The 17,639-nt window shown below is 56.8% G+C and carries 17 protein-coding genes; 6 read left to right on the forward strand and 11 right to left on the reverse strand.

What is annotated here, in order from left to right:
• Positions 1-125 precede the first annotated feature (125 nt).
• Positions 126-1,073, forward strand: coding sequence for a zinc ABC transporter substrate-binding protein (locus FXO11_RS12045; protein ID WP_148863199.1), 948 nt, complete (start codon positions 126-128; stop codon positions 1,071-1,073).
• On the opposite strand, the gene FXO11_RS12050 is transcribed toward FXO11_RS12045, so the two are convergent.
• A complete protein-coding gene (locus tag FXO11_RS12050) occupies positions 1,050-1,964 on the reverse strand; it encodes an AEC family transporter (protein ID WP_148863200.1) in 915 nt (304 codons plus the stop codon). The genes FXO11_RS12045 and FXO11_RS12050 overlap by 24 nt on opposite strands.
• A 212-nt stretch (positions 1,965-2,176) precedes the next feature.
• On the opposite strand from FXO11_RS12050, the gene dusA reads away from it, so the two are divergent.
• The 5 genes from dusA to FXO11_RS12075 all read left to right on the forward strand — a co-directional run bounded on the left by dusA (position 2,177) and on the right by FXO11_RS12075 (position 6,877).
• A complete protein-coding gene (gene dusA, locus FXO11_RS12055; RefSeq protein WP_227545885.1) occupies positions 2,177-3,277 on the forward strand; it encodes a tRNA dihydrouridine(20/20a) synthase DusA in 1,101 nt (366 codons plus the stop codon).
• Between the two features lie 175 nt (positions 3,278-3,452).
• Positions 3,453-4,415, forward strand: coding sequence for a transaldolase (tal, locus tag FXO11_RS12060; RefSeq protein ID WP_148863201.1), 963 nt, complete (start codon positions 3,453-3,455; stop codon positions 4,413-4,415).
• A 2-nt stretch (positions 4,416-4,417) separates the two neighbouring features.
• The gene (locus tag FXO11_RS12065) at positions 4,418-4,873 is read left to right on the forward strand and encodes a tellurite resistance TerB family protein (protein ID WP_148863202.1); all 456 of its coding nucleotides are present in this window, start codon (positions 4,418-4,420) and stop codon (positions 4,871-4,873) included.
• A gap of 10 nt (positions 4,874-4,883) precedes the next feature.
• The gene (locus tag FXO11_RS12070; protein WP_148863203.1) at positions 4,884-5,990 is read left to right on the forward strand and encodes a 3-deoxy-7-phosphoheptulonate synthase; all 1,107 of its coding nucleotides are present in this window, start codon (positions 4,884-4,886) and stop codon (positions 5,988-5,990) included.
• 95 nt (positions 5,991-6,085) lie between these two features.
• Entirely contained in the window at positions 6,086-6,877 is a 792-nt protein-coding gene (locus tag FXO11_RS12075) for a glycerophosphodiester phosphodiesterase (RefSeq protein WP_148864900.1), read from the forward strand.
• A gap of 78 nt (positions 6,878-6,955) precedes the next feature.
• Here the strand turns inward: FXO11_RS12075 and sthA are convergent, their stop codons facing one another.
• The 10 genes from sthA to FXO11_RS12125 form a co-directional block, all read right to left on the reverse strand.
• Entirely contained in the window at positions 6,956-8,347 is a 1,392-nt protein-coding gene (gene sthA / locus FXO11_RS12080) for a Si-specific NAD(P)(+) transhydrogenase (RefSeq protein ID WP_148863204.1), read from the reverse strand.
• 44 nt (positions 8,348-8,391) lie between these two features.
• On the reverse strand, positions 8,392-8,640 hold the full coding sequence (nqrM, locus tag FXO11_RS12085; protein ID WP_148863205.1) for a (Na+)-NQR maturation NqrM: 249 nt from the start codon (positions 8,638-8,640) through the stop codon (positions 8,392-8,394).
• Between the two features lie 11 nt (positions 8,641-8,651).
• Positions 8,652-9,671: an FAD:protein FMN transferase gene (locus FXO11_RS12090; RefSeq protein ID WP_227545886.1), complete on the reverse strand. Its 1,020-nt coding sequence runs from the start codon at positions 9,669-9,671 to the stop codon at positions 8,652-8,654.
• A gap of 21 nt (positions 9,672-9,692) precedes the next feature.
• Entirely contained in the window at positions 9,693-10,919 is a 1,227-nt protein-coding gene (gene nqrF, locus FXO11_RS12095; RefSeq protein WP_148863207.1) for an NADH:ubiquinone reductase (Na(+)-transporting) subunit F, read from the reverse strand.
• Between the two features lie 39 nt (positions 10,920-10,958).
• Positions 10,959-11,567: an NADH:ubiquinone reductase (Na(+)-transporting) subunit E gene (gene nqrE, locus FXO11_RS12100; RefSeq protein WP_148863208.1), complete on the reverse strand. Its 609-nt coding sequence runs from the start codon at positions 11,565-11,567 to the stop codon at positions 10,959-10,961.
• A complete protein-coding gene (locus FXO11_RS12105) occupies positions 11,567-12,232 on the reverse strand; it encodes an NADH:ubiquinone reductase (Na(+)-transporting) subunit D (RefSeq protein ID WP_148863209.1) in 666 nt (221 codons plus the stop codon). The genes nqrE and FXO11_RS12105 overlap by 1 nt, the downstream gene beginning before the upstream one ends.
• A 2-nt stretch (positions 12,233-12,234) precedes the next feature.
• Positions 12,235-13,038: a Na(+)-translocating NADH-quinone reductase subunit C gene (locus tag FXO11_RS12110; RefSeq protein WP_148863210.1), complete on the reverse strand. Its 804-nt coding sequence runs from the start codon at positions 13,036-13,038 to the stop codon at positions 12,235-12,237.
• Positions 13,031-14,236: an NADH:ubiquinone reductase (Na(+)-transporting) subunit B gene (locus tag FXO11_RS12115; protein WP_148863211.1), complete on the reverse strand. Its 1,206-nt coding sequence runs from the start codon at positions 14,234-14,236 to the stop codon at positions 13,031-13,033. Before FXO11_RS12115 ends, FXO11_RS12110 begins: the two co-directional genes overlap by 8 nt.
• 4 nt (positions 14,237-14,240) lie before the next feature.
• Entirely contained in the window at positions 14,241-15,587 is a 1,347-nt protein-coding gene (locus tag FXO11_RS12120; RefSeq protein ID WP_148863212.1) for a Na(+)-translocating NADH-quinone reductase subunit A, read from the reverse strand.
• Between the two features lie 389 nt (positions 15,588-15,976).
• Entirely contained in the window at positions 15,977-17,434 is a 1,458-nt protein-coding gene (locus FXO11_RS12125; RefSeq protein WP_227546149.1) for a glyceraldehyde-3-phosphate dehydrogenase, read from the reverse strand.
• Positions 17,435-17,639 lie beyond the last annotated feature (205 nt).

A 17,639-nucleotide genomic window follows, 5' to 3' on the forward strand; every position in this document is an offset into this window, starting at 1 on the left:
TCATGTGGTGCTATTCGCATGACGGACGAAATCCAGACCTGGTGTCGAGTCGCGCCAAGCTCAGGTCGTTTACTTCTTTTTTGTTACATTATAACATTGCGAAAATTTTCAGATGGATGAATGTCATGCGCAAACGGTTGCTTCAGTTCTCTGCCGCCTTTTTTCTTGTTGCCTTCGCTTCCTTAGCAACGGCGCAAGAGACCTTACGGATCGTCACATCGATCAAACCGATAGCGCTGCTAACAAAGACCATCGCCCCCGAAAACACCCAGATCACCACCCTCATTCCGGCCGGTGCCAGCCCGCACACCTACCAGCTGCGGCCATCGGACCGCCGCGCGCTTGCCGAGGCCGATCTGATCCTTTGGGTTGGTCCCGCCATGGAAACGTTTCTGCAGCGACTGCTGGAAAATCCGGAGCTGGCGTCACGCGTACAGCCATTGATGCCAGCGGACGAGGCCCAACAAGCACATAACCATGAGCACCCAGAGGACAACCACGACGACCATTCCAGGCACGGGCATGAAAGCGAACACGACCACGGCGGCGTCGATCCACACGTGTGGCTGGACCCTGAACTGGCCCTGTTGATGGCCCAAACGATTCGCGACCGCCTGGTGCAGCTCGATCCCGATAACAAAGACGCCATCAACCGCCGACTCGATGGCCTGGCGCTAGCGCTACAGGACCAGGAAAAAAGCCTACGTCCGGAGCTGGCCCAGCTAGACGGCATCGATATATTCACCTACCACGAGGCCTTTGGCCGCTATGCCGAGCACTATGGGATCCACATTGCGGGAGCCCTGACGCCATCGCCCGAGCAAACGCCCGGCGCGAGACACATCAACACGATCCAGCAGAGGCTACGCAACGCCAATCAGCCCTGCTTGCTGACCGAGCCCCAGTTCAAGCGGGATTGGTGGCAGAGTCTCACCGAGGACGTAGGATTAACCATCAGTACGTGGGATCCTCTGGCATCCGATATTCCGGAAACCGCCAACGGCTATGTTGAATTTCAGCAGTCCTTGGCCGATGCCGCACTCTCCTGCCTACCCCAACAAGCTGAGCATTAACGGCATGGTCAGGATGGCCAGCAGCGTTTGGCCACTGATGATCCCCGCCATCAAGGGCGCGTCACCGCCTAACTGACGCGCCAGAATGTAGGCCGAAGACGCCGTTGGCAGCGCAGCCAGCAGCACAGTAACCTGTAGCAGAAGACCTTCGACGCCGGCGAGCCAAGCGAGAGTCGCGGTAATCAGGGGAAAAGCGAACAGCTTGAGCGATGTCGCCGCCAGAAACGGGAAGGAGGCGCTACGCAATCCCTTGAGCTGAAGCCCCGCCCCAACGGTCAATAGGCCTAGCGGCAGGGCCATGTCGCTCAGTGGCTCGAGAAACCGGGCCATCACCGGATGAAATCCGATGCCGATATAGCCCCAGACGGCACCAGCCACCGAACCGATAATCAATGGGTTGGTCACAATCGCCCTAAACGTCGGAGCCAGCCTGACCGGGCCCTGCCCCACAACGATGGCAAACATGACAATGCACAGCAGGTTCAGCATGGGCACGTTGATGGCGACGGCTACCGCAAACAGCGACAGTCCCTCATCCCCCATCAGCAATCCCGCAGCGGCCAGCCCGACAAACGTATTGAAGCGGATCGAGCCCTGATAGACGGAACTGAAAACCGGACCCGGCCAGCGAATAAAGACCTGTGCAAGGGCGAGCAACAGCGTCATGGTCAGCGCCATGCCCACCACAATCAACGCCACGTCGCCGTACGCCGATGATGGAATATGGGCGCTGCCCAGCTTGTAAAGCAGCATCGGCGGGAAAAGCACGTAATAGGTAAACCGTTCCGCCATGGGCCAGAACCCGTCGCCAGGAAACCGCACCCGGCGCAGAAGATGACCCAGCAGGATCAGTCCGAAAACCGGCACCAGGGCCTGTATCAGTACATCCACCGACGCCACTCCTTGTATCGATAATGGGGGCTAATGACTCTATCAATAATGGGGTTAATGGCCGCAACCCGCTGAAAAAAGGCAGCTTAACAGCATTCGACGTCTAGCGTGGCCTTCACATCCCGCCATGGGGTCAATTTTTATTCAGCGATCAACGCGTTATAATTCGGCGCCCGACCTCCATGAATCCGGTATCGAACACAGGCGTCTCAATGGTTTCAGTGAACAGTGCGTCCCAACCCCACAACGTTAATCGGCGTTTTTCAGTCGCCCCGATGATGGACTGGACCACACCCGCATATCGTTATTTCGCCCGGCTGATCTCCCAGCGAGCGTTGCTCTATACCGAGATGGTGACCACGGGCGCTTTGATTCATGGTGATACAGCGCGCTTTCTGCGCCATCACGAAGCCGAATATCCCTTGGCTTTGCAACTGGGCGGCAGCAACCCGGCGGAGCTGGCCACGTGCGCACGCCTGGCCGAGGATTTCGGCTTCGACGAGGTCAATCTGAACGTCGGCTGCCCCAGTGATCGCGTGCAGAACAACATGATCGGCGCCTGTCTTATGGGCCATCCGCAAACCGTCGCCGAGGGCGTGGCCGCAATGCGCGAAGCCACCCGTCTTCCGGTTACCGTCAAGCACCGCATCGGTATCAACGGACGAGAGTCCTTCGATCAGCTTTGCGAGTTTGTCGAAACCGTGGCCGCCGCCGGATGCACTACGTTTATTGTCCACGCCCGAATTGCCGTGCTGGAAGGTTTGAGCCCGAAGGAAAACCGGGACATTCCGCCGCTGAAGTACGATTGGGTCTATGCCCTGAAGCGCCGCTATCCGCATCTGGAGATCATTATCAACGGCGGCATCAAAACGCTGGACGAGTGCCACGACCATCTCCAGCACGTGGATGGCGTCATGCTCGGCCGCGAGGCCTACCAGAACCCCTGGATGCTAGCCCAGGTGGACGCCGAGCTTTATGGCGGCCAACCGCTTAGCAAGAGCCGGCACGACATTCTCAGGGCCATGCTGCCCTATATTCAGTCAGAGCTGGATCGCGGAGTTTTCCTGAGCCATATCAGCCGGCATGTCATGGGGCTCTTCCACGGCTGCAAAGGTGGGCGCCAGTTCCGTCGTCACATCAGCGAGAATGCCCACCGTCCGGGGTCAGGTGTGGAGGTCATCGAACAGGCCATGGCGAAAGTACCGGAGGAGGTACTGGAGAAAGCGCTGGAAGATATGACGGCAACGGAAAAGCGGCCAGAAACAGCGCGCGAAATTGCTCTCGCATCGAAGGCCCACGTGGAGACTGTCTGAGGCCTCCAGTCTTCCTCAGCATTGCCAACCTATTCTCATGCTCTGTGACGAGGCGATTACAGCCACGTCAGGCTCTTGTTCCGCTGCGGGCAGATCGCTATTGTAGATCCAGAAACACTGGAATGGCCGCAGCGCCCGCTGTGTCCGCGTACCGACATTCAGGACGATTTGCACCATGAGTAAACTCGATCAGCTCAAAGCCATGACCACCGTGGTGGCCGACACCGGTGATCTGGAAGCTATTGCCCAATGGCGCCCGGTTGATGCCACCACCAACCCCTCCCTGCTGCTCAAAGCGGCCGACCTTCCAGCCTACAGTCCCATGCTGGATGCCGCGATCAATTACGCCCAGAGCCAGCCGGGATCGGACGTCGAACAGCTAGGCATCGCCACAGACTACCTGGCGGTTTTGGCTGGGCAGAAGATTCTCGAGCTGATTCCCGGGGTCGTTTCCACCGAAGTGGATGCGCGTCTTTCATTCGATACTGAAGCGACGGTGGCTAAGGCCCGCCGCTTGGTTGAGCTGTACGACAGCATCGGTGTCCCTACCAACCGGGTATTGATCAAGATAGCCTCGACATGGGAAGGCATCCGTGCTGCTGAAATCCTTGAGAAAGAAGGCATTCGCTGCAATCTCACCCTGCTGTTTTCCTTCGCCCAGGCCGCCGCCTGCGCCGACGCTGGAGCCTTCCTGGTGTCCCCTTTCGTCGGGCGTATACTGGACTGGAATCTCAAGGCGACGGGCAGAACCGCCTACCCACCCAATGAAGACCCGGGGGTGCTTTCAGTGACCCGTATCTACAATTACTTCAAGGGGCACGGCTACGACACGGTTGTCATGGGTGCCAGTTTCCGTAACACTGACGAGATCGAGCAGCTAGCCGGCTGCGACCGCCTGACCATCAGCCCCGCTCTGCTGGAATCCCTGCAGAATGACGAAGGCAAATTGCCTCGTATCCTCTCGCCGGAGTCTACCGGTAAGGTAGAACCACGGATCAGCCTTGAAGAAACCGATTTCCGCTGGCTGATGAACGAAGACGCCATGGCCACGGAGAAGCTGGCCGAAGGTATTCGTAAATTTGCTGCCGACCAGATCGAACTGGAACAACGTGTGCGGCAGCTTGCCCGAGCGGCCTGACGATGATTGATGCTCTGAAAAAGCTGTTCTCCGGTGGCGCCGAAGGCGTGCCGGAGAAACATGATCCGAAACAACTGGCCATAGCGGCCACCGCTCTAATGGTGCAACTCGCCCGGGTGGACCAGTCGGAAGATGATGTAGAGCTGAACACGATTGTAGACTGCGCCATCCGCTCCCAGGAAATTACCCGGGAAGAGGCAACCGCGATACTCGCCGACGCTCGCGCTCATGCCGAGGATGCCACCTCGCTCTACGAGTTTACCGAGCAGCTCAATGCCAGCCTCGATCAGGCCGGCAAGGCTGACATTCTGGAAAGCATCTGGCGCGTGGCCTTTGCCGACGGCCGTATCGATAAGTACGAAGAGCATTTGGTGCGGCGCGTTGCCGAGCTGCTTCATCTCAATCACCGCGAATACATGGAATGCCGACATCGGGCCGAGAGGGCGATGTCATCCTGAAGGAGCCGCCATGCTAGCCATTCTTCATCCCGATACGCCACTGGACAGCGACGCCTATCGCGACACCATGAGCTTTTTGGAGAACCTGCCCGGCGTTTCGGTGCGGGTTCACGAAATCCAGGGTGCGCACCAAAAGCTGACAGAAGTCTACCTCCTGGGAGATACCAAATCTCTCACCAAAGAGGAAATCGAAGCCTTACCCGCGGTAGAACGGGCCGTCCGGATCTCCGACGATTACCGTATCCTCGGCCGACACAGGGATGACCAGCGCCAAACCGGTTTCAGTTACAACGGTGTGGATTTCGACCAGCACAACTTCAATGTTTTTGCAGGACTCTGCGCGGTGGATACGCCGGAACACGTCGACCGCATGATGAAGACGCTGGCCGAGCACGGGCAAACCTGCACCCGCATGGGCGCCTATAAGCCGCGCACCAATCCGTACTCCTTCCAGGGCCACGGTGAAGCCTGCCTGCCGTATGTGTTCGAATACGCCGGCAAGTACGGCATACGGGTGATTGCCATGGAAATCACCCACGAAAGTCACATCGAGGAAATCGATACTTGCCTGGAAAAGCTGGGGCGTCCGACAGGGGTCATGCTCCAGGTGGGGACACGAAATACGCAGAACTTCGAGCTGCTCAAAGCCATCGGCCGGCAGAAAGAATATCCGGTACTGCTCAAGCGAGGCTTCGGCATTACGTTGAACGAGTCGCTCAACGCAGCGGAATACCTGGCCAGCGAAGGCAATGCCAACGTTGTCTTCTGCCTGCGAGGGATGAAGACCGAGGCCGGCCAGCCCCACCGCAATATGGTGGACTTCGCCCATGTGCCGGCGGTCAAGCGGCTCACCCGGATGCCCGTCTGTATCGACCCCTCCCACTCCGTGGGAAGCCGGGACCGGGCGCCAGATGGCATACCCGACGTGATGCATGCCACGGCTCAAGGCGTGATTGCCGGGGCTAATATGGTGTTGGTGGACTTTCACCCCAGACCGGAAAAGGCTCTGGTCGATGGTCCGCAGGCGCTAACGATGGATGAACTCCCAGCGTTCCTGGAGGATGTGTCGCTCTGCCACGAACTCTGGAAAAAGCGGCGGACGCTATACCGGACCTAAACCCGGCCTTCCGATCTCAAAATTCAGACGGCTGCGCTTATACGCGCGGCCTTTATATCTTCCCGAGCCTCAACAGATTACGGGACTATCGCTTGATGATTATCTACGGTCACCGCGGAGCAAAGGGAGAAGCCCCAGAAAACACCCTCCCAAGCTTCAGACACGCCTACAAACACGGTGTGCGCCATTTCGAAATGGATGTTCTCCTGTCCGCCGACGGGGAACCCGTTGTCATTCATGACACCACGACCGAGCGCACAACCGGTGTCGAGGGCAAAGTTGGTGAGATGACGACAGAGGCCCTATCCAAACTCGACGCGCGGCAGAACACCGCTCGCTGGTCCGAGCCGTGCGGCGTGCCCAGCCTTCGTCAAGTCCTGGACAGCTGCCCGGATTTCGTTCACATGCAATTGGAAGTGAAAAGCGACGATCGCCAACGGATGAATGCGCTATGCAACCGGCTGGCCGAACTTATTCAGAAGAACCACTGGTACGACCGCACGGCGCTGACGTCGTCAAACACCTGGTTCCTGCGCGAAGCAAAACGCCGGGACCACAGCATTCGTACCGGGCTGGTGTTCGACAAACGCTTTCCCAATCCGGTGAAGAGTGCCAAACGGCTGGGTTGCGACTATCTCTGCCTGAACGCACGCCTGTGTTCCACCGCCGTCGTCGAAGCAGCGCACAAGGAAGGCTTGCATGTGTCAGTGTGGACGGTAAACCGCATCCAGGACATGCTGGACTTGGAAAAGATGGGCGTCGACAGCATCATTACCGATTATCCCACCAGTACACTGATGTATTTCGACAACCGGTCTGCCAACTGCGTGTCCCGAATGCCCAAGCGGGTGGAGAAAGATCCGGAATCCATTGCGGGAACGACTTGAGTCGGGAAAAGCGGATTTATAGCCAAAAAGGCCGGAGGTAATATTTCATCCCACCGGCCTTTCGCTTTTAAGGGCACCTTAGAATATCCGATTCAACCCGTTTAGCGCCGCGACCCGGTAGGCTTCCGCCATTGTCGGGTAGTTAAAGGTCGTATTGATAAAGTAGTTCAGTGAGTTGGCCTTGCCTTCCTGATTCATAATCGCCTGACCGATATGGACGATTTCCGCCGCCTGATCCCCAAAGCAGTGAATCCCCAGAATCTCGCGACTTTCACGGTGGAACAGGATTTTCAGCATGCCCACCGCCTCACCTGTGATTTGCGCCCGAGCCAAATCTTTAAAGAAAGCCTGCCCTATTTCATAAGGCACCTTGGCTTCGGTCAGCTCACGCTCGGTCTTACCCACCGAACTGATTTCCGGAATGGTATAAATGCCGGTGGGTACATCCGATACGAACCGGAAATACTCATCGCCCATCAGGTCGGAAGACGCCGAACGCCCTTGGTCGTAGGCGGCACTAGCCAGACTCGGCCATCCGATAACGTCCCCTGCCGCATAAATATGCGGAACCGACGTGCGGTAGTGTTCGTCCACGGCAAGCTGGCCGCGGCCGTTGGGTTCCAGCCCGATATTTTCCAGGCCCAGCTTATCGGTATTACCGGCCCGGCCGTTGCACCAGAGAAACGCATCGGCGCGAATTTTCTTGCCGGACTGGAGGGTCAGGATCACGCCATGATCATCGCCGTCGACGGCCTCGTACTGCTCGTTGTGCCGCACCAGAACGCCATTGTTGCGTAAATGGTAGCTCAGCGCGTCCGAGATCTCGTCATCGAGGAAAGTAAGCAGCCGGCTCCCTGGATTGATCAGGTCCACCTTGACCCCCAGCCCAGCGAAAATCGACGCGTATTCGCAGCCGATGACACCTGCGCCATAGATAATCAGGGTCCGTGGTGTGTGGGATAATTTGAGGATAGAGTCGCTGTTATAGACGCGGTGGTGCCGGAAATTAACATCCGGCGGCAGATATGGCCGCGAGCCCGTTGCGATTACCACGGATTTTGCGTTGAGAATTTCTTCGCTCTTGCCGCCCCGCACTTCGATGCGATGCTCATCGAGAAAATGGGCGCGCCCGTTAAACAGATCGACCCGGTTGCGGGCATAGAACTGCGTACGCAGTTTGACCTGCTTGCCCATAACCTTCTCGGCGTTCTGCAATACGCGCGGAAAAGAGAACCAGCGTGGCTCGCCGATATCCCGGAACATGACATTGGTATTGAAGGTTATGATCTGCTTAACCGAATGACGCAATGCTTTGGAAGGAATGGTGCCCCAGTGGGTACAGTTACCGCCAACGGTGGGCTTATCCTCGACGATAGCGACGCGCTTGCCGTGCTTTGTCGCATTCATTGCCGCACCCTCACCGGATGGACCGGCGCCGATAACGACGACGTCGTAGTGATGCTCTGCCATAGGCGCAGTAACTCCTTATTCCTTCGTGATTTTTGCCCTAACGGCTAATTAGGTTTCCGTTCTGCTGCATCGTAGCTCAAGGCTTCAGCGCTGGATGATGAGGCGGCAACACCGTCGTTCTCTTCTTCACACTTATTACGGTCACCGCCGCAGATTTCGCAGGCACCGCTAATACCCAGGGCCCCGATACCACCACAAGTGCCACTGATAGGCTTGCGGCCCATGATCACGCCGATGGACATGCCGACCAACAGGAACGCGACAATAGCCAGTACTAGAAGAAACGTACCCATCGTACCCTCCGTTAATCCATCAAATAAGACGAAAAGGCGGGCGTGTACTTGCTTTCAAACCCATTTTCGCCCCTAAAAATAAAGTATGCGGCGATGTCATGCTGGACTGCAAATGTGTAGCCCCGTTCCTCGCCCATGACATTGAACGTCGTCGCGAGTGCATCCGCCGTCATGCTGTCTTCGGCGATGACCGAGACTGAAGCCAGGCGATGCTTGATCGGTCGCCCGGTCGCCGGATCGATGGTATGAGAATACCGTTTCCCATCGGCCTCGTAATAATTACGGTAGTCGCCGGATGTCGCCATAGCACGATTCTCCAGAGCGACAATGCGTTGTACGGTGCGCTCACGGGAGACCGGTTTCTCGATGGCCAAACGCCACACGTCGCCGTCAGGCTTGCGCCCCTTTGCATTCACCTCGCCACCGATTTCCACAAGAAACGCGTCAATACCCGCATCCTTCAGATAGCGAGCCACTGCATCGACGGCGTACCCTTTTCCAATTGCTGAAAGGTCCAGATAGAGCGGGTCATCGGAGCGAATCGCCTTATCCGATGCATTCAACTCCAACTTTTCATAGCCAGTGTTCGCCAATCGTGTGGCCAGCAGGTCGTCCTCCGGCACCTGGTCCGGGCGTGCTTCGGGGCCAAACCCCCACAGATTAACCACCGGTCCAACCGTAATATCGAAAGCGCCGTCGCTGAGCTGGCTGATGCGTTGAGCTTCAGCCAACACCTCGAATAACGGATCGGATACCGGAAACCAGTCACCCTGCTGCTCGTGGCTGTTGAAGCGGGATAATTCCGAATCCTCTCGCCAAGTGGACATTGCCTCGTCAACGTCTTCCAGCGTACCCGTAATACCTCCGGCTAGATCCTCCAGGCGCCCTTCATCGTCCGTCAACACGACCTTGACATGATACTGAGTCCCGAACACCGGGCCGCTGATCTCCCAGACTTCCTGCTCAGCCTCAAACGAACAGCCCGCCAGGGCCGCGCTGCAAAGCAGCGCCACCAAGGCGGGCCAAATCATGCTGGATTTCATGCAGCCGTATTAACCCCCGAAGTCGTCCAGCATGATGTTCTCGTCTTCGACACCCATATCCTTCAGCATCTTGATCACGGATGCGTTCATAATGGGCGGCCCACACATGTAGTACTCGCAGTCCTCAGGCGCGGGGTGATCCTTGAGGTACTTTTCATACAACACGTTATGGATGAAGCCGGTTGGGCCCTCCCAGTTATCCGTCGGCAGTGCGTCGGACAACGCCACGTGCCATTCAAAGTTGTCGTTTTCCTCGGCCAGCTGGTCGAAGTCCTCGACGTAGAACATCTCGCGAACGCTCCGCGCACCGTACCAGAAGCTGATCTTTCGCTTGGACTGCAGTCGCTTGAGCTGATCGAAGATATGAGAGCGCATGGGCGCCATGCCCGCACCACCACCGATGAAGACCATTTCAGCCTCGGTCTTCTTGGCGAAAAACTCACCGAACGGGCCGAACACCGTGACCTTGTCACCCGGTTTCAGGTTGAAGACGTAGGTCGACATGAGTCCAGGCGAGTGGTCGGTTCCCGGCGGCGGCGTGGCGATACGGATATTAAACTTAAGAACGCCTTTTTCTTCCGGGTAGTTCGCCATGGAATACGCGCGAATCACTTCTTCCTTGTTTACGCCTTTGTAGCGCCAGATATCGTGCTTATCCCAATCCTCGTGGAACTCTTCCTCGATGATGAAATCTTTGAAGTTAACTTCATAGGAAGGGCATTCAAGCTGTACGTAACCGCCGGCTCGGAAATCGACTTCCTCGCCTTCCGGCAGCTTCAGGACCAGTTCCTTGATGAAGGTGGCCACGTTGTGGTTAGACACCACTTCGCACTCCCACTTCTTCACGCCAAAGAACTCTTCGGGAACCTCGATCTTCATGTCCTGCTTCACAGGCACCTGGCAGGATAGACGCCAGCCTTCGCGCTCCTCACGGTTGGTGAAGTGGGTCTTCTCCGTCGGCAACATGGAACCACCGCCGTCGAAAACCTTGCACTTACACTGCGCACAGGTACCGCCGCCGCCACAGGCGGAAGACAAGAATATGCCATTACCCGCAAGCGTACCGAGGAGTTTGCCACCGGCCTCGGTCTTCAGGGTATGTTGGGGATCGTCATTGATTTCGATCATCACATCGCCGGTACTTACCAACCGGGAGCGGGCAGCCAAGATAACCGCCACCAGTGCAAGCACGATGACGGTAAACATGACCACGCCGAGAATAATTTCTGTATTCATGGTCTCGCCTTAATCGTTATTAACCGTGTACCGGATGATTTACAGAGAAATACCGGAAAACGACATGAAGCCAAGCGACATAAGCCCCACCGTAATAAAGGTGATGCCCAGGCCACGCAAGCCTTCAGGGACGTCGCTGTACTTCAGCTTTTCACGGATACCTGCTAGCGCGACAATCGCCAGCGCCCAGCCCAGCCCAGCACCGAAGCCGTAGACCAAGCTCTCGCCCAAGGTGTAATCACGCTCGACCATAAACAGTGAGGCACCCATGATGGCGCAGTTCACGGTAATTAGCGGCAGAAAAACACCCAGGGCGGCGTAGAGCGCGGGAATGTACTTGTCCAGAACCATTTCCATGATCTGGACCATCGCGGCAATCACACCGATGTACGTCAGCAGTCCCAGGAAGCTTAGATCTACCTCGGGCAAACCCGCCCAGGACAACGCGCCCTCGCGAAGCACGTTGTTGTAGATCAGGTTGTTCACCGGAACGGTCAACGTCAGCACCACGATAACGGCAATACCGAGACCCAGCGCGGCTTCAATCTTCTTGGATATGGCCAGGAAGGTACACATCCCCAGGAAGAACGCCAGCGCCATGTTTTCAACGAAGACGGCCTTCAGGATCAGACTGATGTAATGCTCCATCAGAAGGCCTCCTTAACTTTATGCCGTGACATGCGGTAATCGGGCGCTTCGACCTGATCCGGCTTCCAGGCACGCAATGCCCAGATCGACAGCCCGATAATGAAGAATGCGCTCGGCGGTAGCAGCATCAGGCCGTTCGGGACGTACCAGCCACCATCGTTCACCACGGGCATTAGCGCGACACCGAACAGCGAGCCGGAGCCCAGCAACTCGCGGAAAAAGGCAATGACGATCAGCATTATCGAGTAACCCAGACCGTTACCGATGCCGTCGAGGAAGCTCAGCAACGGCCCGTTCTGCATAGCAAAACCTTCCGCGCGGCCCATGACGATACAGTTGGTAATGATCAAGCCCACGAACACCGAGAGCTGTTTACTGATCTCATAGGCGTAGGCCTTGAGGATCTGGTCAACAACGATTACCAGCGACGCGATGATTGTCATCTGCACAATGATCCGGATGCTATTCGGAATCTGCGAGCGCACCACGGAAACAAAGAGGTTAGAAAACGCGGTCACCGCGATGACCGAGGCACACATGACCAGTGTGACGCTCAGGCTGCTGGTTACCGCAAGCGCCGAGCAGATACCCAGTATCTGCAAAGCGATAGGATTGTTATTGAAAATCGGTTCGAAAAGAACCTGTTTTGCAGTTACATCCGCCACGGTCAGACCTCCCCTTCGCGAAGCTTGTTGAGGTAGGGCGCGAAACCACGCTCGCTCATCCAGAAGTTAACCAGTTGCTGCACACCACGGCTTGTAAGCGTGGCGCCGGAAAGGGCATCCACTTTATGCTCCGCATCCGGCGCACTGGAATCGACGCCGCCTTTGACCAATTGGATCTCCGGCTCTTGCGTGCTCTCGCCGTACACTTTTTTGCCAACCCACTGACTCTTCCACTTCGGGTTGTCCACTTCGCCACCCAGGCCAGGCGTCTCAGCGTGGGCGTAGAAGCCTAGCCCCTCGATGGTATTCGCATCCCCTTCCAGGGAGACAAAACCGTAAAGTGTAGACCACAGCCCGTAGCCGTGGATCGGCAGGACAACGCGTTTGAGTTCGCCGTTGTCCTGAAGCACAAACACCTTGGCGACATTGGCCTGACGCTTGATACCCGCCTTATCTTCGGAGGACGGAATATCTTCGGACATCTCGGGATCAGCCGAAGCGCGGTATTGATCGTAGGACATCGCGTCCTTCAGGCCAATGGACTGCGGGTCGACATAGGCACCAGACTCCAGGTTGACCAGCTTGACGTCAAATCTCTGGAACTGCGACTCGATGTCATCGGCGCTGGCGCCAGGCTCCAACATTCCGGCCGCGGCCAGGATGTTGGTCTTCATGTCGAGATTACGGTTGGTTATTTGAGCCGGCTTGAGCACAACGGCAGCGGTCGAAACGATGACCGAGCAGACGATGCACAGCGCCAGGGCTACGACAACCGTACGACTAACGGTTTCCTTCTTCTTAGCCACGGGCGAGCCTCCGTTTGATGTTGGCCTGCACGACGAAATGATCCATCAGCGGCGCGAACAGGTTGGCGAATAGGATGGCAAGCATGATGCCTTCCGGGAAGGCCGGGTTGACCACGCGGATAAGCACCGTCATCAAGCCTACAAGAATACCGAAGGCCCACTTACCGGAATTGGTCATGGCAGCGGACACGGGGTCGGTCGCCATGAACATCATGCCGAAGGCGAAGCCACCGATAACCAGATGCCAATGCGCCGGCACAGAAAACATCGGATTGGTCTCCGAGCCGATAGCGTTAAGCAGCAGGGTCGTGGCGATCATGCCTATCATGACGCCACCGACGATGCGGTAGGAGGCGATTTTCATCACCAACAACGCTATGCCACCGATCAAGACAGCCAACGTGGAGGTTTCGCCGACCGATCCCTGGATCGTGCCATAGAATGCCTGTGCCCACGTCATGGTCTCCCTCACCGCATCCATGCCGCCGGATGCCGCCAGGCTCAATGCGGTTGCACCACTGAAGCCGTCAACTGCGGTCCAGATAGTGTCGCCGGAAATCTGCGCTGGATACGCAAAATACAGGAAAGCACGACCGGTGAGCGCCGGATTGAGGAAATTCTTGCCGGTACCTCCGAACACTTCCTTGCCAATAACCACACCGAAGGTGATACCCAGGGCCACCTGCCAGAGCGGAATCGTCGGCGGGCAGATCAGCGCAAACAGGATAGAAGTGACGAAGAAGCCTTCGTTAACCTCGTGTCGGCGGACCGTGGCGAACACCACTTCCCAGAAACCACCGACGACGAACGTCACGGCGTAGACCGGGAGGAAGTAGGCCGCACCGTAAACCAGGTTATCCCAAAGACTACCGGGATCGTTGCCCGCCAGTGCTGAGATAAAGGCGGCGCGCCAGCCTCCGTCGGCCATCACGGCATCCGGAGTGGCGGCCAGGAAGGTGTTCGCCTGGAAACCGATATTCCACATACCGAAGAACATTGCAGGCCAAACACAGAGCCAGACCGTGATCATGATGCGCTTGAGGTCGATACCATCGCGGACATGAGACGTGGTGGACGTCACATGGCCCGGCGAATAGAAAATCGTGTCGACCGCCTCGTAGAGCGCATACCAGCGCTCGTACTTACCACCTTTTTCGAAGTGGTGCTCGATACCGTTGAGGAACTCTCGTAATGCCATCGTGTTAGCCCTCGATCTCGATGCGGGTCAGGTTCTGACGCAGGATGGGGCCGTATTCGTACTTGCCGGGACAAACGAAGGTGCACAAGGCAAGGTCTTCTTCGTCCAGCTCGAGGCATCCCAGTTTCTGAGCCATTTCGGTGTCGCCCACGATCAGAGAACGCAGCAGCTGCGTCGGCAGGATATCCAGCGGCATGACGTCTTCATAGGCGCCAACCGGCACCATTGCGCGCTCACTGCCATTGGTCGTGGTCGTCAAATCGAACCGGCGGCCCCGGGTCAGTTTCGACAGATAGATGTTCAATGAGGAATAGCGGTTGGTGCCCGGAGACATCCAGCCCATGAAGTCACGCTTATGACCTTCCTCGAGGATACTGATCTGGTTCGCAAAACGCCCTAAATAGGCACAGGAACCACGAGCGGTACGACCACCGAAAACAGAGCCGGAAACGATGCGCAGGTCCACGGACGTGTCATGTTCGCCTTCCAGCAACTCATCAAGGCTGGCGCCAACACGGGTACGAAGCAGGCGCGGCTTGAGCGCTTTGGGACCGCCAACCGCAACAATCCGTTCGACCGGCACCTCACCCGTTTCGAACAAGCGCGCAATGGCCATAACGTCCTGATAGCCAATGGACCAGACCACCTTATCGCCGCCAACGGGATCGAGATAGTGAATATGAGTACCGACATTACCGGCGGGATGCACGCCCTCGAACTGACGAACCTCGACCTGATCCATGTCGGGTACGGAAACGTCGGAACCAGGCTTGCCGGCCACGAATACGTTGCCGTTGGTCAGTTTGCTAAGGATGCGTAAACCATTCTCGAACGATTTGGGGTCGTCCTTGATGATGACAGTCGGATCCGCTGCCAACGGATTGGTATCCATGACAGACACGAAAATCGAATGGGGTGCCGTGTCGATTTCCGGCACTTTGCTGTAGGGACGGGTCCTGAACAGCGTCCATAGTCCGGATTCAACCAGGTTATCAACCACCTGCTGACGCTCCAGAGCGCCCAGCTGGCTGGTCTCGTAACGCGCAAACGTCTCTGCTTCTTCGCCGTCAATCTCAATAACAATCGACTGGAATACGCGGCGGTCCCCGCGATTGACTTCCTTGACTACACCTGCAGCTGGCGCAGTATATCGAACACCCTCGGTCTTCTTATCCGTAAACAGCAGCGAGCCCCGCTTTACGCGGTCGCCCTCCTGAACCGCCATCGTTGGCTTCATACCATTATAGTCAAAACCAATCAGCGCAACGTTGCGCACGGGCTTGCCATCGGTAATAGTCTGTTCAGGAGCGCCACTGATGGGAAGATCCAGGCCTTTTTTGATCTTGATCATTTAGCCCCGCCCAATCATCAGAAACTTATCTATGGATTAGTCACGTCCGGGCAAACTCCAGAATAGTCCAAAATGACGCGGAAGCGCCCCGGACCAGCGAAATCAAGCACCTGGTGGGACCGGGTGATTGTTTGAAGGGTGAAGTTTCAGCAGCCAGACGTACCCAAAATCGCGCCAATTATAGAGAGTCAGGCTCCGTATTTCCACCAGAACCAACGCTACTTTACGCTCAGTTACCGAACAGTAGCGGCCACTTGCAACGTGAACGCCATCATCGACACCAAACGACAGCGCCCCGCAAGGCCTGTAGCCTTGCGGGGCGCTGTAAGTGCATCGGCGACCACAACCTGAGCGGCCAGCGGCCGTGGCTGACCCTCAGGCGAGACCGCTTAGCGTACGCGTGACGGGAAGATCGGGTAAGTCACGCCTGCCATTTGATTCACGCAACGAACCACCTGCGCACTGTAGCCGAACTCGTTGTCGTACCACACGTAGAGGATCAAGCGGTTGCCGTTGGCAATCGTCGCCTGGGCATCGACAATGCCAGCGTGGCGGGAGCCGACGAAGTCACTGGAAACGACTTCGGGCGAATTGACAAAATCGATCTGCTTCTGCAATTCGGAGTGCAATGCCATCTCGCGCAGATAATCATTGACCGATTCGACAGTGACATCTTTTTTCAGATTCAGATGCAGTATCGCCATGGATACGTTCGGCGTCGGCACTCGAATGGCGTTGCCGGACAGCTTACCCTTCAGTTCCGGCAGCGCTTTGGCCACAGCTTTGGCGGCGCCGGTTTCGGTGATAACCATGTTCAGCGGCGCGCTACGGCCACGACGGGAACCCTTATGGTAGTTATCGATCAGATTCTGATCGTTGGTGTAAGAGTGAACGGTTTCCACATGCCCATCGACGATCTCGAACTCGTCGTTAATGGCCTTTAGCACCGGCGTGATGGCATTGGTGGTACAGGACGCCGCCGACAGAATACGGTCACCCTCCGCGATATCGCCATTGTTGATACCGTAGACGATGTTTTTGATATCACCCTTGCCCGGCGCCGTCAGGAGAACGCGACTTGCACCTTTCGACTTGAGATGCAGCCCCAAGCCTTCCTCGTCACGCCATTTACCGGTGTTATCGACGATAATGGCGTTATTGATGCCATACTCGGTGTAGTCCAAGGTGTCAGGACCGTCAGAGTAGATCACTTTGATGAAGTTGCCGTTAGCGATCAGCGCGCTATTTTCCTGATCCACCGTAATCGTGCCCTTGAACGATCCATGCACGGAGTCACGGCGAAGGAGGCTTGCGCGCTTCTCCAGATCGTTCTCGGCGCCGCCCGGACGAACAACGATTGCACGCAGGCGCAGGTTGTTGCCGCCACCGGCCTTCTCGATCAGGATGCGCGCCAGCAGCCGGCCGATGCGGCCAAAGCCGTACAGCACCACATCTTTGGTGTCGCGACAGGACTCTTCGTGACATTGCTCCTGGTACTTGCCGATAACCTCGCCGACTTCCTCGCGAAGAAAATCTTCCAGGGAGCGGCCGTTGCCCTGCTCCTTATACCGCACAGCCAGTTTCCCGATATCAATATGCGCACGGCCCAGATCAAGCTTGTCCAGGGTCTCCAGGATTGGCAAGGTGTCGTGCACAGACAGTTCACTGTGCTCCACCTGGCGCACAAACCGGTGAGCTTTGAGAATACCGATGACGGATTGGTTGATGATTGCGCGACCGTAAATTGACGTCACAACATTGTTCTTGCGATACAGGCGGCCGATCAGGGGAATCATCGCCTCCGCCATGGATTCTCTTTCAGTCCAGGCGGACAGGTGCTCGTTCATCTGCTCGTGACTCACGCGTAAACCTCTGATGTTTAGACATTAAAAGGCAGCGGAAACCCCGCCAACCCGTACAAACTGGGCGCTTATTATCCAATTTAAGCCGCTGATGAACAAGCCCATGGCACATCCTGGGTATTACAGTCATGACAGCCCTTTCCCCGGCCGCTAGAATGACCCTCCCTTTCAAAGGGTCCACCTTGACCCC

Origin of the sequence: Marinobacter fonticola (assembly GCF_008122265.1) — a bacterium.
Lineage (GTDB): Bacteria > Pseudomonadota > Gammaproteobacteria > Pseudomonadales > Oleiphilaceae > Marinobacter_A > Marinobacter_A fonticola.

Excerpts from the sequence above, each read along its gene's own strand:
- FXO11_RS12045 (WP_148863199.1), top strand. The coding sequence starts at position 126 with ATGCGCAAACGGTTGCTTCAGTTCTCTGCCGCCTTTTTTCTTGTTGCC.
- dusA (WP_227545885.1), top strand. The coding sequence starts at position 2,177 with ATGGTTTCAGTGAACAGTGCGTCCCAACCCCACAACGTTAATCGGCGT.
- tal (WP_148863201.1), top strand. The coding sequence starts at position 3,453 with ATGAGTAAACTCGATCAGCTCAAAGCCATGACCACCGTGGTGGCCGAC.
- FXO11_RS12065 (WP_148863202.1), top strand. The coding sequence starts at position 4,418 with ATGATTGATGCTCTGAAAAAGCTGTTCTCCGGTGGCGCCGAAGGCGTG.
- FXO11_RS12070 (WP_148863203.1), top strand. The coding sequence starts at position 4,884 with ATGCTAGCCATTCTTCATCCCGATACGCCACTGGACAGCGACGCCTAT.
- FXO11_RS12075 (WP_148864900.1), top strand. The coding sequence starts at position 6,086 with ATGATTATCTACGGTCACCGCGGAGCAAAGGGAGAAGCCCCAGAAAAC.
- sthA (WP_148863204.1), bottom strand. The coding sequence starts at position 8,347 with ATGGCAGAGCATCACTACGACGTCGTCGTTATCGGCGCCGGTCCATCC.
- nqrM (WP_148863205.1), bottom strand. The coding sequence starts at position 8,640 with ATGGGTACGTTTCTTCTAGTACTGGCTATTGTCGCGTTCCTGTTGGTC.
- FXO11_RS12090 (WP_227545886.1), bottom strand. The coding sequence starts at position 9,671 with ATGATTTGGCCCGCCTTGGTGGCGCTGCTTTGCAGCGCGGCCCTGGCG.
- nqrF (WP_148863207.1), bottom strand. The coding sequence starts at position 10,919 with ATGAATACAGAAATTATTCTCGGCGTGGTCATGTTTACCGTCATCGTG.
- nqrE (WP_148863208.1), bottom strand. The coding sequence starts at position 11,567 with ATGGAGCATTACATCAGTCTGATCCTGAAGGCCGTCTTCGTTGAAAAC.
- FXO11_RS12115 (WP_148863211.1), bottom strand. The coding sequence starts at position 14,236 with ATGGCATTACGAGAGTTCCTCAACGGTATCGAGCACCACTTCGAAAAA.
- FXO11_RS12120 (WP_148863212.1), bottom strand. The coding sequence starts at position 15,587 with ATGATCAAGATCAAAAAAGGCCTGGATCTTCCCATCAGTGGCGCTCCT.
- FXO11_RS12125 (WP_227546149.1), bottom strand. The coding sequence starts at position 17,434 with ATGAACGAGCACCTGTCCGCCTGGACTGAAAGAGAATCCATGGCGGAG.